Origin of the sequence: Mesorhizobium sp. NZP2077, from assembly GCF_013170805.1 — a bacterium.
GTDB lineage: Bacteria > Pseudomonadota > Alphaproteobacteria > Rhizobiales > Rhizobiaceae > Mesorhizobium.
This window is the reverse complement of record NZ_CP051293.1, coordinates 805,267-819,002: the sequence shown is the minus strand read 5'-3', so window position 1 is coordinate 819,002 and position 13,736 is coordinate 805,267. Positions and strand designations below refer to the sequence as shown.

At 64.3% G+C, this 13,736-nt stretch carries 15 protein-coding genes; 9 read left to right on the top strand and 6 right to left on the bottom strand.

All coding sequences use genetic code 11. From position 1 onward, the window contains the following. Nucleotides 1–3 precede the first annotated feature (3 nt). The 3 genes from HGP13_RS03870 to HGP13_RS03860 all read left to right on the top strand — a co-directional run bounded on the left by HGP13_RS03870 (nt 4) and on the right by HGP13_RS03860 (nt 3,130). Nucleotides 4–705 (top strand): phosphatase PAP2 family protein, encoded by a 702-nt coding sequence (locus HGP13_RS03870; protein WP_172221739.1) that lies wholly within the window; start codon nt 4–6, stop codon nt 703–705. A 334-nt stretch (nt 706–1,039) separates the two neighbouring features. Further along, nucleotides 1,040–1,297 carry a helix-turn-helix transcriptional regulator gene (locus HGP13_RS03865; protein ID WP_172221736.1) on the top strand — a complete coding sequence of 86 codons (258 nt, stop codon included), beginning with the start codon at nt 1,040–1,042 and terminating at the stop codon, nt 1,295–1,297. A gap of 99 nt (nt 1,298–1,396) precedes the next feature. Beyond that, nucleotides 1,397–3,130 (top strand): SulP family inorganic anion transporter, encoded by a 1,734-nt coding sequence (locus tag HGP13_RS03860; protein WP_172221733.1) that lies wholly within the window; start codon nt 1,397–1,399, stop codon nt 3,128–3,130. A gap of 45 nt (nt 3,131–3,175) precedes the next feature. Here HGP13_RS03860 and HGP13_RS03855 read toward each other — a convergent pair whose 3' ends face one another. The 3 genes from HGP13_RS03855 to HGP13_RS03845 form a co-directional block, all read right to left on the bottom strand. Next, a complete protein-coding gene (locus HGP13_RS03855) occupies nt 3,176–3,802 on the bottom strand; it encodes a DNA-3-methyladenine glycosylase (RefSeq protein WP_172221730.1) in 627 nt (208 codons plus the stop codon). Next, nucleotides 3,781–4,155, bottom strand: a complete 375-nt coding sequence (locus HGP13_RS03850) for a nuclear transport factor 2 family protein (protein WP_172221728.1) — start codon at nt 4,153–4,155, stop codon at nt 3,781–3,783. Before HGP13_RS03850 ends, HGP13_RS03855 begins: the two co-directional genes overlap by 22 nt. A 99-nt stretch (nt 4,156–4,254) precedes the next feature. After that, entirely contained in the window at nt 4,255–5,115 is an 861-nt protein-coding gene (locus tag HGP13_RS03845; RefSeq protein ID WP_172221726.1) for an ATP/GTP-binding protein, read from the bottom strand. 114 nt (nt 5,116–5,229) lie between these two features. Here HGP13_RS03845 and HGP13_RS03840 point away from each other — a divergent pair, with 114 nt between their 5' ends. Both HGP13_RS03840 and HGP13_RS03835 read left to right on the top strand, forming a co-directional pair. After that, nucleotides 5,230–6,024 carry a helix-turn-helix transcriptional regulator gene (locus HGP13_RS03840; RefSeq protein ID WP_172221723.1) on the top strand — a complete coding sequence of 265 codons (795 nt, stop codon included), beginning with the start codon at nt 5,230–5,232 and terminating at the stop codon, nt 6,022–6,024. Between the two features lie 104 nt (nt 6,025–6,128). After that, a complete protein-coding gene (locus tag HGP13_RS03835) occupies nt 6,129–7,505 on the top strand; it encodes an adenylate/guanylate cyclase domain-containing protein (protein ID WP_172221721.1) in 1,377 nt (458 codons plus the stop codon). 81 nt (nt 7,506–7,586) lie between these two features. Here the strand turns inward: HGP13_RS03835 and HGP13_RS03830 are convergent, their stop codons facing one another. From HGP13_RS03830 to HGP13_RS03820, 3 genes are read right to left on the bottom strand one after another with little or no spacing between them, the layout of a single operon-like run. Then, the gene (locus HGP13_RS03830; RefSeq protein WP_172221719.1) at nt 7,587–8,414 is read right to left on the bottom strand and encodes a YiiX/YebB-like N1pC/P60 family cysteine hydrolase; all 828 of its coding nucleotides are present in this window, start codon (nt 8,412–8,414) and stop codon (nt 7,587–7,589) included. 55 nt (nt 8,415–8,469) lie between these two features. Continuing rightward, a complete protein-coding gene (locus HGP13_RS03825; RefSeq protein WP_172221717.1) occupies nt 8,470–9,414 on the bottom strand; it encodes a CHAD domain-containing protein in 945 nt (314 codons plus the stop codon). Next, the gene (locus HGP13_RS03820; protein WP_172221715.1) at nt 9,411–9,884 is read right to left on the bottom strand and encodes a CYTH domain-containing protein; all 474 of its coding nucleotides are present in this window, start codon (nt 9,882–9,884) and stop codon (nt 9,411–9,413) included. The genes HGP13_RS03825 and HGP13_RS03820 overlap by 4 nt, the downstream gene beginning before the upstream one ends. Nucleotides 9,885–9,972: 88 nt before the next feature. Between HGP13_RS03820 and HGP13_RS03815 the strand changes: the two genes are divergently transcribed. The 4 genes from HGP13_RS03815 to HGP13_RS03800 are packed head-to-tail and all read left to right on the top strand — an operon-like array spanning nt 9,973 to nt 13,716. Further along, a complete protein-coding gene (locus tag HGP13_RS03815) occupies nt 9,973–10,716 on the top strand; it encodes a DUF1956 domain-containing protein (RefSeq protein WP_172234607.1) in 744 nt (247 codons plus the stop codon). Next, nucleotides 10,713–11,666, top strand: a complete 954-nt coding sequence (locus tag HGP13_RS03810; protein WP_172221712.1) for an HlyD family efflux transporter periplasmic adaptor subunit — start codon at nt 10,713–10,715, stop codon at nt 11,664–11,666. The genes HGP13_RS03815 and HGP13_RS03810 overlap by 4 nt, the downstream gene beginning before the upstream one ends. Next, on the top strand, nt 11,663–12,583 hold the full coding sequence (locus HGP13_RS03805) for an ABC transporter ATP-binding protein (RefSeq protein WP_172221710.1): 921 nt from the start codon (nt 11,663–11,665) through the stop codon (nt 12,581–12,583). The genes HGP13_RS03810 and HGP13_RS03805 overlap by 4 nt, the downstream gene beginning before the upstream one ends. Beyond that, the gene (locus HGP13_RS03800) at nt 12,580–13,716 is read left to right on the top strand and encodes an ABC transporter permease (protein ID WP_172221708.1); all 1,137 of its coding nucleotides are present in this window, start codon (nt 12,580–12,582) and stop codon (nt 13,714–13,716) included. Before HGP13_RS03805 ends, HGP13_RS03800 begins: the two co-directional genes overlap by 4 nt. Nucleotides 13,717–13,736: the final 20 nt, after the last annotated feature.

The window sequence follows — 13,736 nt, the reverse complement described above, 5'->3', positions numbered from 1 at the left end:
CCGATGAAAGACACCGCAAGCACCCTGCTCAACCGCATAGAATTCCCGGTCCTGCTGGCCGGCCTGATCATCGCTGGCGGGCTATGGGGTTTTGAGGAACTGATGGAGGTGGCGCGTGCCACCTCCCCGCACGCCTTCGACACCGAAATCCTGCTTGCCTTCCGCCAGGCCGGGCAACCAGGCGTTCCGATCGGCCCATCATGGCTGGAAGGGGCGATGCGCGACATCACCAGTCTCGGCAGCTCAGCCGTGCTTGTGCTGATCACGACGGCGACGATTATCTATCTTCTGCTGATCCGCAGGCCCGGCACCGCGCTTCTCATCTTTGTCGCCGTGGCCGGCGGCCAGGTGCTGTCGAGCCTGCTGAAGGTCGGCGTCGACCGCCCGCGGCCCGAACTCGTGTCGCATCTTGTCAACGAGACGTCGCTCTCGTTCCCGAGCGGCCACGCCATGCTGTCGGCGGTGACCTATCTCACGCTCGGTTCGCTCGCGGCGCGCTTCCTGCATGGCCGGGCGACGAAGGTTTACGTCTTGTCGCTGGCCGTGCTGACGACGGTGCTGGTTGGCGTCAGCCGTATCTATCTCGGCGTCCACTGGCCGTCGGACGTGCTGGCGGGCTGGTGCGCAGGCTTCGCCTGGGCGATGCTATGCTGGTTGGTGGCGCGGGTGCTGCAGCGGCGCAAGCTGGTCAGCGACGACGCCTGACCAACCAGCAAGCAAGCGCGGTGTCAGATCATCCTGTTGATGACGTGCCCGCAACCCGCCAATAGCAGGATCATCGGCAGCACGCATGCCGGCGTCATCAAAGCCTTCAAGATTTTCAACGGCTTATCCCCTCAATACTGTCGATGAAAAACGGGATCGGAGTCGATTTCCCGCGAACGGCGACAACGCGGTAGGCTAGCATGAATTCCGTAGTCATCACGACGTCGCTGATAACGAGCAATAACCATGTTTCATATATGCATATTGATGGTTGAAACATCAAAATGATTGTACTATACGTTGGCATTGCAGACTCAGACGGGAGTTTCGACCGATGATCACTGCCGCGCAGATGCGCGCCGCGAGGGCGCTGGCCGGCATCGATCAGAAGACGCTCGCCGAACGCGCCGGCGTTTCGCTGCCGACCGTCCAGCGCATGGAGGCGAGCGACGGTGTGGTCAGGGGCGTGGTCGATACGCTGATGAAGGTCATCCAGGCACTCGACGAGTCCGGGGTGGAACTGATCGGCGAGAACCACGCCAGCGAGCGCGGCGGCCGGGGCGTACGCCTCAAGCAGCCCGCGTCGCGCTAGGCGCTCCCGCCCTCTTGAGTCGGCACACTTAAGTCGCGACGCGACCGCCGACGATCCTGCCGACGATCCCGCCGCCTTCACGGAGCGGAAGGCACATTCATGGACCAGAGCCATCAGGCAAGCCGCCAGCCGGCCCAGAAGTCGGCCCAAAAGTCGGCAAAGCCGACATTCGCCGAACTGTTCACGCCCAAGCTGGTGACGGTCTGGCGCGAGGGTTACCACTTGCCGCAGTTCAAGGCCGACTTCATGGCCGGGCTGACGGTCGCCATCGTCGCGCTGCCGCTGTCGATGGCGATTGCGATTGCCTCCGGCGTGACGCCGGAGCGGGGCCTGTTCACCGCCATCGTCGGCGGCTTCATCATCTCGGCGCTCGGCGGCAGCCGCTTCCAGATCGGCGGCCCGGCCGGCGCCTTCATCGTGCTGGTGGCGGCAACCGTCCAGCGCGAAGGCGTTGACGGGCTGCTCCTGGCAACGATGATGTCCGGCGTCTTCCTGCTCGCCATCGGCTATCTCAGGCTTGGAACCTACATCAAATTCATTCCCTATCCGGTGACGGTCGGCTTCACCGCCGGCATCGCGATCATCATCTTCTCCGGCCAGATCGTCGAACTGTTCGGACTGAAGCTGGCGGGCAAGGAGCCCGGGCCATTGCTGCCGAAACTCATGGCGATCGGGCAGGCGGCCGGCACGGTGAACATCTCGGCGACATTGGTGGCGGTGCTGACCATCGGCACCATTGTCGCGGTCAAGCACTGGCGGCCGGGCTGGCCGGGCATGCTGATCGCCGTTGGGCTGGCCTCGCTGGTGGTGGCGCTGCTGGCACTGCCGGCGGAAACCATCGGCACGCGCTATGGCGGCATTCCGCGCAGCCTGCCGTTTCCTGCGCTGCCGGCGCTCAGCCTGGGCAAGGTGGTCGCGGTGCTGCCGGACGCCATTGCCTTTGCCTTGCTCGGCGCCATCGAATCCTTGCTGTCTGCCGTCGTCGCCGACGGCATGACCGGACGCCGGCATCGCTCCAATTGCGAACTGGTGGCGCAAGGCTTTGCCAACATCGCCTCGGCGCTGTTCGGCGGCATCTGCACCACCGGCACCATCGCCCGCACCGCCACCAATGTGCGGGCCGGAGCGCATGGGCCGGTCTCGGGCATGCTGCACTCGCTGTTCCTGTTGGTCTTCATGCTGGTGGCGGCGCCGCTGGCCAGCTACATCCCGCTTGCCGCCCTTGCCGGCGTGCTGGCGGTGGTCTGCTGGAACATGTTCGAGAAACAGGCCTTTGCCACCCTGCTGCGCGCTTCGCGCGGCGACGCGCTGGTGCTGTTGGCGACCTTCCTGATCGTCGTCTTGCGCGACCTGACCGAAGGCATCGTCGTCGGCTTTGCACTCGGCTCGATCCTGTTCATCGACCGAATGGCCAAGTCGATCGCGGTCGAGGCTGACGTGCCGCTGGTGCAGGACGATGTCGCCGACAGCAGCGGCCGCGCCTATGATGCCAGCGAGGCAAGCGACACCGAGACCGTCGTCTACCGCATCTCCGGCGCCTTCTTCTTCGGCGCCGCCTCCACCGTCGGCAGCGTGCTCGACCGCATCGCCGACCAGCGCAAGAATTTCATCCTCGACTGTTCCGCCGTGCCGCTCTTCGATTCAACGGCCGCCAACGTTATCGAAAGCGCGGCCCACAAGGCCAGCCGCGCCGGCGTGCGCTTCATCATAGCGGGCGCCTCGCCGCAGATACGGCGCACCCTGATCAACCACGGCGTCAAACGCCCGCTGGTGACCTACGCCGCCTCGATCAAGGACGCGAGGGCGCAGCTGGCGGGGAACCTGGAGGCGTAGTCCCTTCGTACCCAGCGACCCTTTCCAGGGAGGCGGCTGGCCCTGTCATTGGTTGAACGATCTCGGACCGCTGACGAACGGACTGCCCCTGACAAAAAATCGCAGCGGCCGGTCGGCATCCCTGGTAATGCCGATCCTGATGCCTTGCCAGATCTCGCCGGGCTCAAAGTCATCGCTTGCGAGCCATAGCGGCCCTTTCCGGCAGAGGTCGAGCCCGTCGAGCGAACGATCGATCCGCAACGCCGCCGCCAGCCGTCCCGGCCCGCGCGCCAGGTCGCGCAGGCGCTCGACGCCGCGGTTCTGGCGCATGATGGCGATGCCTTCGAGCGGCTCGAGCGCCCGGATCAAGACGCCGGTGCCGATGCCTTCCATCTCACTGGAGACATTCAGCATCATGGAGATGCCATAGGCGACATAGACATAGGCGTGGCCACGCTCGAGGAACAGCGAACGGTTGCGGGGGGTCATCCCCCTGAAACCATGCCCGGCGGCGTCGCCGATGACATAGGCCTCGGTCTCGACGATGCGGCCGCTGACGAGGCCTTCGGGCAAGTCGCGCATCACCAGCTTGCCGATGAGGTAACGAGCGAGAGCGGCCGTATCACCCGGCAGCTCCGAACGGGCGATCGGCGGATGGTCGTCCCTGTGGCTCACGGTATCCGCTCGACCCATTGCGCGCGCGACGGTCCCGGCTCGAACGGATCGCTGAAATACTGGGTCTCGCGGGCCACCTTGCCGTCGAGGAATTCCATGATGCTGACCGTGTAGGAGGGCCGCCCGTCATAGGTCAGGACGTATTCGGTGACCCAGAGATCATCCGCGCCAGTGATCCGCCGCACGCTGAAGTGCTTGCGGTTCGGCTGCGCGGCGCGCGACGACTGGATGTTGCGCCGTCCCCGGATGCGCTCGCCCGATTGCGGATAGTCGAGCACCGCATCCTCCTTGTAGATCTCGTGCTCCGTCTCGAAGTCACCGGCATCGGAGGCAGCCCAGTGCCGATCCAGAGCCGCGGGGATGTCGTTCATGGCAACCTCCTTGACCATCACCGTGGGATGGACCGTCGTAGCACGGTCCATCCCACGGCTGTTAGCAGGGGGCGGGCGGATCGGCCTCAAGCGGCCGACTCAATCGAGCTTCAGCGCCGCCACCTCGCCCTCGTTCATCAGTGGCACGTAGAGGATCGACTTGCCGTCGGTGCCGATGTCGGCGCTGCCGGGCTTGAAATGCGCCACCGCTTCCGGCGCACCGCCAGCCTTGTAGCGATAGAGCGTGCCGGTCATGTAGGCGGTGGCATAGATGCTGTCGCCAATGGCGATGACGCCGTCGAGGTCGGCGAATTTCTGCGCCCCGGGCAGCGGCGAAACCACCTTGCTGGCGAGGTCGACGGCCAGCAGCCCACCCGGCTCCGCCGTGCTGAAGTCGGGCTTGATGCCCTTGCCCCAGGAGGCGACGATCAGCCGGTTGCCATCGGCGAAGACGCCGTTGGGCGAGGCCAGCAACGCATCCCTGGCGAACAGCTCCGGTCTGTCGCCGTCGACGCGGTAGATCGTGTCCGCCAGCATGTCGGTCACGTAGACCTTGCCAGACACGTCGGCGGTCATGTCGTTGAGGAAGACGGCATTCGGCACCACGATGCTGGCGATCAGTTTGCCGCTGGCCAGATCGACGACGCGGACCTTGGTGATGTCGGCGACATAGAGCTTGCCACCCGAGATCGCCATGCCCTTGGGCGCGTCCATGCCGTCGGTCCAGTGCCGGGTGACAATCTTGCCGTCCAGGGACAGCACACTGAGATAACCGTTGCCGTCCACATCGCCGGCATTACCGACGATATTGGACACGATGATGCGGTTGTTGGCGGCGTCGAACAGCGCCGATTCCGGCTGTTCGAGGCCCGTGGCGCGCCAGAGTTCCCCGGCCTGGGCGGCTGGTGCCGCCGCGATACTGATGCTGGCGGCAAAGGCTGAGATGATGAGGCGTTTCATAGCTGTTCTCCTGTGATGACAGGCGGAGAGCTAGGATTTTCGATACTTTTCTGGAAGCTCGATTACCACTAGTATCGAGTATCGATACGAAATCGCTGGCAAGAGGTGCATGCCATGAACGGTCTGATCTTCGAGGCGCTGAAGCGGACGCTGAAGGCCAGGGGCGTCACCTATCGCGAACTTGCCGAACGCATGGGCGTTTCCGAGCCGACGGTGAAGCGCATCTTCCACGAGAAGAACTGCAAGCTCGACCGGCTGATGGAGATCTGCACCGCCGCCGGCGTCGAGCTGGAAAACGTGCTCGGCTCGATGAACCGCGGGCCGGGACCGGTCAACCACATCGCGCCCGAGATCGAGCGCCGGCTCGCCGGCCGTCCGGCGCTGCTGTTCATCTTCGTCATGCTGTCGGAAAAATTCACGCCCGAAGGCATCATGCGTTCGCAAGGCCTGAGCGAAGCCTCGATGTTCCTTTACCTGCGTGACCTCGAGGAACTCGGCCTGATCGCGCTCGGCCGGGGTCTTTCGGCAAGATTGCTGGTCGAGACGCCGATCCAGTGGAATTTCGAGGGGCCGCTCAGGCCGCTGTTCGAGATGACCAACAAGAATTTCATCGGCTGGGCCATCACCCATATCGAGAAGGAGGCGACCTTCGTCAGCTTCTCCAGGCGGATGCGGCCGGAGACGGCGGAGATGGTGCGCCGCGAGGCCGAAGAGCTGGCCGAACGCGCCAAACTGCTCGCCCATCACGATCAGCACACGACGCCCGAGGACGCGCTGACCGGCTACAAATTCACGTTTGCCTTTGGGGCGACGCCGTTCCCCGCGATCATGCCGATCGGCCCGCACCCGCGCGATGCGGGTGCCCAGCCCGCCGTTCCTGCAAAGGGGCGCCGTCCCTTGCCGGCCTGATCCGGCACCAATATTCATGATAGAATTCGCACACGGATTTGCCAGACTGTAGAGGGCGGGTTTGCCGAATGCGTGACACGTCCCCGTCAAATCGAAGTGATCCTATGCCGACCGCACCAACGCTTGAACTTCGCCGCTATTCGCGCCTGAAAAATTTGCGGGAACGCGCAGAACGCCAGGGTGCTGCATTGCAGTTCTGGGCGCGTACGGCATCGCTCGCTGTGATCTCCTGCTTCTTTTCATTGATCAGCCGCTGGGATGCCTCACTGCTCTTCGTGCTGGCGGGCCTCGTGCTGTTCCAGCTCGTCGGCCTGATCCAGTTTCTCTTTGCGCGCCGTCGCGCGGCGCCATGGTGGATCGGTTACCTCGTCGGTACGCTGGACATCATTCTGTTGACCATTCTGCTGGTGACGCCCAACCCGTTTTCCCTGGAGGTCGCGCCGGCCGCGATGCAACTGCGCGAGGGCAGCTTCAAATTCCTGCTGATTTTCGTATGCCTTGGCGCGCAGACCCTTTCGACACGATTGGCGCTCTATCTCGGCGCGCTCGCGGCCGTGACGTGGGCGATCGGGGTGGGATGGGTGGTATTTCATCCGGGAACCGTCATTCCGGCGACGAACCTCTATTCGATGCCGATGACGGAGCGACTGAACCTCTATCTCAACCCCAATTTCGTCGATACGTTCGCGCAGGCGACCAACGTCTTGGTTGTGCTGATTATCGGCGCGATCATGGCGCTGGTCGTCTCTCGTTCCCGACATCTGTCGGAAGACTATGTCAAGGCAGAGCGCGCCCGCGCCAATCTCGCCAGGCATTTTTCGCCCAACGTCGTCGATCAGCTCGCCACGGATGACGAGCCCTTCGGTCCGGTCCGCCGGCAGGATATCGCGGTTCTGTTCGCCGACATCGTCGGCTTCACACACTATTCCGAGGATCATCCGGCCGAAGCTGTGTTCGAACTTCTGCGTCAGTTCCACCGTCGCATGGAGCAGGTCGTTTTCGACCACAATGGCACCGTCGATAACTATATCGGCGATTGCATCATGGCGACATTCGGGGTTCCGCAAGCCAGCCATGACGACGCGACTCGCGCCATCCAGTGCGCTGAAGCGATGATCGCCACTCTCGAAGACTGGAATGTGCAGCGGGTTTCCAGGGGATATCCGCCGCTGGACGTTCGAATCGGTGCACAATATGGCGCAGTCGTCATCGGCGCGGTCGGCAGCGAGCGCAATCTGTCCTTCGCGGTGGTGGGCGACACCGTCAACGTCGCCAGCCGTTTGCAGTCGCTCTGCCGTGAGCTTCAGGCGAATATCTGCTTTGGGTCACGACTGATCGAGGCCGCGAAGGCGGAATCGCCCACGACACAGTTGAATGCGCGCGATCATGGGCCGGTGAGCATCCGCGGCCGGGACGAACCGGTCCATGTCTGGGTCGAACAGAGAGCCGAAAACCAGGGCGCCGTTGCGGTTTCGGCATGATGTAGGCCGCCATGTGAGACGCCTGCACCTCGGCCGGATAGGCCGCGCTATAGGGGCATGTCCTGACCCAGGCCGAAGCCATCACGTGTCTGAGGCAATTGCTCCAGCCTTTGCGGCTTCGGCGTCTGTGCTTGCCTGGTCGTCCCAGACCATCTGCCGGTAGTCGAAACCATATTCCAGCGTCGGCTTGACGATGCGGAAAAACGGAGACAGGTCGAAGTCGCGCGGCGTGTAGAGCGAGTGATGGCGAATGTGCAGGATTTCCTTGCGCATATAAGTCGACTGTGCCGAAGCGCGGCCGGGGACGCGGGTGATTTCGGGCAGGATCGGGTAGTGGATCTGGCCATAGGCCTCGGCGATGAGCGAGGAGCAGATGGCCCGCGTCGGGTCGCCGGAGCCGAAGGCCAGCATACGGCGGCGCCAGCGCACCGGCACTGGTGGCGTAGGCAGGAAATAGCGCAACATGTCGAAAATGTTCTTGAGGTCGTATTTCAGGCCAAGCTTGCCGATCATGAAGGCGACGACCTTGTCGCGGTCGTCCGGTGTCAGCCCGCTCGCCCGGCAGATGCGGGTGTTGTAGGTGCGATAGCGCGACAATGGCACCGCCACGCAGCCTTCGCCGAGCGTGACCTCGATCAGCCGCCGTCGCTCGGAGCCGTCTTCCGGCTCGGGCAAGGCATCACCGACATAAAAGGCCGCATGCGACCAGGTCGACTGGGTGAGGTACTTGATCGCCGCCGAGATCTTCTGGTTGCCCTCGATCAGCAGGATGTCGCCGGGTTCCAGCGTGCGGCGCAGCGTTTCAGGGTCGGACGGCGTGTACGGCTCATAGCCGGAGGATTCTTCCTGCAGCCGGCCGGCGAGCCAGCGGCCAAGTCGATCCAGAAGCGTGTTGCTGGGCTCGGTCATGGTAGAGCGTGACTAGCACGGCTCGGCGGAGAAGTGCCAGCGCGTCGGCGCCTTGTCAGCCCGCGGCAGCGCTCGTCTCGTCGTGCGGCGCCGGGCTGGCAAGGTCATCGCGCACCTTGCGGGCCAGCTTCTTCGTCGAGTGCTTGGGGTTGTCGCCAAACAGCTCGGCGGCCTCGGCAAGGCAGGATTTCCGCAGGCTCTTTTCCGAGCGCTTCAAGAGCTTGCCGAGAAGCTTTGTGTCCTCGTGCGGCCCAAGCGGCTCGTCGTCCGCCTCGAGCAGCGCGCGCATGACGAACAAATCATGCAGTTCGCCGAGCCGTTCGCCCAGCGCATCGACCGCCTTGCGCCGCGCCTTGATCGGCGTCGGCCAGAGCCTGCCGAGCAGCGACAGGTGCATGCCATGCGTCTTGGCCGCCTTGCGCAAATCGTGGAAATCATTGGCCTCGCCGCGCGCGCCGGCCCTGTCGAGCGCCTTCCTGGCACGGCGCAAGGTGACGCGGGCGCCTTCGGCAAGCACATCGGCCGCCTGTTCCGGCTGGTCCGGCAAGGCCAGGCTTTCGATCCGCTTGATGCCGTCTTCGCAAGCCGCGGTCGCCGCGCCGATCGCTGCTTCGAGGCCAGCGCCTTCATGCAGATCGTGCTGACGGGCGACGAGCCTGTCGCGCACGGCATCGAGCCCGCCATCGGCGCTGTCCTTGGGAAAAGCTGCCGCCAACCGGTCGACGGTCTCGATCAGCGCCGTCGCCTCGCGCGGGCCGGCAAGCAGAGCCGCCACGTTGCGATAGCACTGGTTCTCCGTCGTGCAGAATGTTTCGTCTCCGGAATGAACCAGCCGCAGCAAGGCACGCGCGCTCTTCAGCCGCTTGCGGCATTTGTGCAGCCCCTGTTCCGGCCGGCTGCGCGCCGCATCCAGATGCTGGACTGCCTTGCCGATTTCCTCGGCAAGGATGCGCCTGACCTCGCCGGTCAGCGGCAGGCGCGGGTCGATGCGAAAGCTCATGCGGCGATCTCCGGTATCCCCCCGAGGGCGAGCGACGCGTTGTAGAATTTCTGCTCGCCGGTCACTTCACGGCCGAGCCAGTTAGGCAGCATTTCGTCCGGCACGTCTTCCGGCGTCTCGAGTTCGGCCACCACAAGTCCCGCGAGTGCACCGCCAAAGACGTCGACTTCATAGAGATGGCCGCGATGCCTAACATGATGACGTGTCTTCTCGATGACACGCCCGAGGGCGAAATCCAGCATCTCCACCGCCTCCGCCAGCGGGATCGGATATTCGAATTCGTCACGCTCGCGCGCCTTGCTGCCGAATTTGAGCGTCAGCTTGGCGGAAGCGCCATCGCTGATGCGGATGCGGATGGTTCGCCCAGGTGCGGTGGCGAGATAGAACTGGAGAATGCGGATCTCCGCCTCGGCCAGATCCCGCCACGCGGCGCTGGAGACCAGGAACTTGCGTTCGACTTCCTTGCCCATGGCCGCGCACTAAAGCGGTTGCCGCGCAGGATGGCAATACAGCCACGCACAAGTTGACTTTAATCAATCGATTGATTAAAGTTCAATGATGATCAAATTGCCTGACCCCAAAAGTCCCCGTCGCGACCCCTCTCCGGCCGATCTGACCCGCGACGCGCTCGTCCAGGCGGGGCTCAAACTGTTCGGGCGGCAAGGCTTCGACGGCACCTCGACCCGCGAGATCGCGGCGGAGGCGCAGGCCAATATCGGCTCGATCGCTTATCATTTCGGCGGCAAGGAAGGCCTTCGCATTGCCGCCGCCGACTACATCGTCGAAACCATCCAGACAATCGCTGGCCAGGCACTGGGTGCCGGCCAGGCGCCGGGCAATGGCCAGACCGCGACGGCAAGCGACCCGGAGGCGGCACGTCTGCTGCTGTTCGCGGCGCTGGAGCGGATGGGCGGCTTCATCCTGGCGCAACCGCAGGCCGGCGAGATCGTGCAATTCGTGCTGCGCGAGCTGTCGCATCCGACGGCCGCGCTCGACCGCATATACAACGGCGTGTTCGAGCCGACACACCGCCGGCTGTGCCAGCTCTGGGAGCAGGCGACCGGCGAGCCGGCGGAAAGCGAGCGGACTCGGCTCACCGTGTTCACGCTGATCGGCCAGGTCATCTATTTCCGCATCGGCCGCGAGGCGGTGATGCGCCGCATGGGCTGGCACGACATCGGCGCCGCCGAGGCGGCCAAAGTGGTGTCTGCCGTATCAGACAATCTCAGCGCCATACTGGCCGCCCGAATGGGATCAAAACCCCCAATGGGATCGAAACCCAAGATGGGATCAAAAAAATGAGTTTCCTCTGTTCCTTGCCGCTTGCCGCTCAGCTCTTCGGTGCCTGTGCGCCCGCCTCGCCGCTCGCTGTCGGCTATGTCGAAGGCGACTATGTGCTGCTGGCGCCCATCGAGGTGGCACAGGTCGATACAGTTACCGTGAAGCGCGGCGATCGCGTCACGCCGGGCACGCCCGTGGTGACACTGGAAAGCGCCGACGCCAGGATCGCGGTGGCACAGGCCGAAGCCGGCCTTGCGCAGGCGCAGGCGCAGCTCGCCGACCTGCAGGTCGGCAAGCGGCCGGAAGAGATCGCCGTGCTGAAGGCCGAGGTCGACATGGCGAAAGCCCAGGCGGCCGACGCCAAGCGCAAATACGACCGCGCCGCCGACCTGTTCAAGCGTGGCGCCGGCACGCAGGCCGACTACGACACCGCCTCGGCGACGCTGGAGACGGCAGAAGCCCAGGTCGGCCAGGCCGAAGCCAATCTCGCCGTCGGCGGCCTGCCGGCGCGCCCCGAGACGATCAAGGCCGCCGACAACCAGGTCAAGCAGGCGCAGTCGACGCTGGAGCAAGCGCAATGGCGATTGTCGAAACGGGTGCTGGCGGCACCCTCGCCCGGCCGCGTCAACGACGTCATCCGCAATCCCGGCGACACCGCCGGCCCGACCGCGCCGGTCATCTCGATGCTGCCTGACGGCGCGGTGAAGCTCAGCGTCTACATACCGGAGGCCGCCTTCTCCTCGGTCAAGATCGGCAGCCTGCTCAGCGTTCATTGCGACGGTTGCGGCCCTGACGTGAAGGCGCGCGTCAGCTATGTCTCGCCCGATCCCGAATTCACCCCGCCGGTGATCTATTCGCTCGAGAACCGGCAGAAGCTGGTCTATCTGGTCGAGGCACGGCCGGAGGGCGATGCCGGCCTGCTGCAGCCAGGCCAGATCGTCGACGTCGATCTTGCGGAAACGGCAAAATGAACGCCATCGACGTTCATGGCCTGGTCAAGCGCTTCGGCGACAAGACCGTCGTCGACCATGTGACGATGTCGGTCGCCGAAGGCGAGATCGTCGGCTTCCTCGGCCCCAACGGTTCGGGCAAGACGACAACCATCCGCATCATGTGCGGCCTGCTGACGCCGGACGAAGGCGAAGGCACGGTGCTGGGCTTCAACATCCGCACCGACTCGCTCAGCATCAAGCGCGAAGTCGGCTACATGACGCAGAAATTCTCGTTCTACGAAGATCTGACCATCGGCGAGAACCTCGAATTCGTGGCGCGGCTCTACCAGTTGAAGCCGGTCGGCGAGTACGTTGCGAGGACGCTGGAAGAACTCGGCCTGACCTCGCGCCGCAACCAGTTGGCCGGCACGCTGTCCGGCGGCTGGAAGCAGCGCCTGGCGCTCGCCGCCTGCATCATGCACAAGCCGAAGCTGCTGCTGCTCGACGAGCCGACGGCCGGTGTCGATCCGAAGGCGCGGCGCGAGTTCTGGGATGAGATCCATCGCCTCGCCAGCGGCGGGCTGACCGTGCTGGTCTCCACCCACTACATGGACGAAGCCGAGCGCTGCCATCGCATCAGCTACATCTCCTACGGCAAGATGTTGGCCACCGGCACGGTTGCCGAAGTGGTGAAGAATGCCGGCCTGACCACCTTCGTGCTGCAGGGTCCGCAACTCGCCAAGGTGGCCGAAGAGCTGCACGGCCGCCCCGGCGTCGACCAGGTGGCGCCGTTCGGCGCCACGCTGCATGTCGTCGGTTCCGACAAGAAGAAGCTCGAAGCAGCGCTTGCCGATGTCGAGAAGCAGCACAAGGGCGTGACGGTGGCGCCGGGCGAAACCAGCCTGGAGGACGTCTTCATCCAGTTCATGTCGGGGTCGAAGGACAACATGGCATGAACAGCGTCTTCTCCTTCGCCAGGCTCGGCGCGCTGCTGATCAAGGAGTTCATCCAGATGCGGCGCGACCGCATCACCTTTGCCATGATGCTTGGCGTGCCGCTGCTGCAGCTGGTGCTGTTCGGCTTTGCCATCAACAATGACCCGAAGGGCTTGCCGACGGCTCTGGTGGCGATGAGCGACGACCAGTATACGCGCGCCATGGTCTCGGCACTGCAGGTGACGGGTTACTATCGTTTCGACCATGTGACCGCGAGCGCCGAAGAGGCGGAATTCCTGATGGCACGCGGCGACGTCTCCTTCGTCGTCACCATCCCGGCCGACTTCGCCAGCCGAGTCGAGCGCGGCGACAATCCGCAGATCCTGATCGAGGCGGACGCGACCGATCCCTCGGCTGCGAGCGGCGCCATTTCCACGCTGAGCACGGTGGCGAGCCAGGCGCTGCTGCGCGCCCAGGGCATGCAGGCCGCCGCCGCCGAGAATGCCAGGCAGCAGCTGCAGGTGGTGGTGCACCAGCGCTACAATCCCGAAGGCATTTCGCAATACAACATCGTGCCCGGCCTGCTCGGCGTCATCCTGCAGATGACCATGGTGATGATGACGGCCATGGCGCTGACCCGCGAAACCGAGCGCGGCACGATGGAAAACCTGCTCGCCATGCCGTCCAGCCCGGCCGAGATCATGCTGGGCAAGGTGCTGCCCTTCCTTGTCGTCGGCGCGGTGCAGGTCGCGGTGGTTCTGGTGGCGGCGAAGTTGCTGTTCGACATCCCGTTCGTCGGTAGCCTGACGCTGCTGTTGTCGTCGGTTCTTGTCTTCGTGCTGTCGCTGGTGCTGCTCGGCTACACCATCTCGACCATGGCCCGCTCGCAAATGCAGGCGATGCAGCTCACCTTCTTTTTCTTCCTGCCGTCGCTGCTCCTGTCCGGCTTCATGTTCCCCTATCGCGGCATGCCAGGCTGGGCCCAGGCGCTGGGCGAAATCTTCCCGCTGACGCATTTCCTGCGCATCACCCGCGCGGTGATGCTGAAGGGCGCCGATTTCCATGCCATCGCCGCCGAGATCGGCTGGCTGGTGGTGTTCGTGCTGGTGTTCGCGGGCACCGCGCTGCTGCGGTTCAGGCGCACGCTGGACTAGAGCCAATTCCAGGAAAAGTG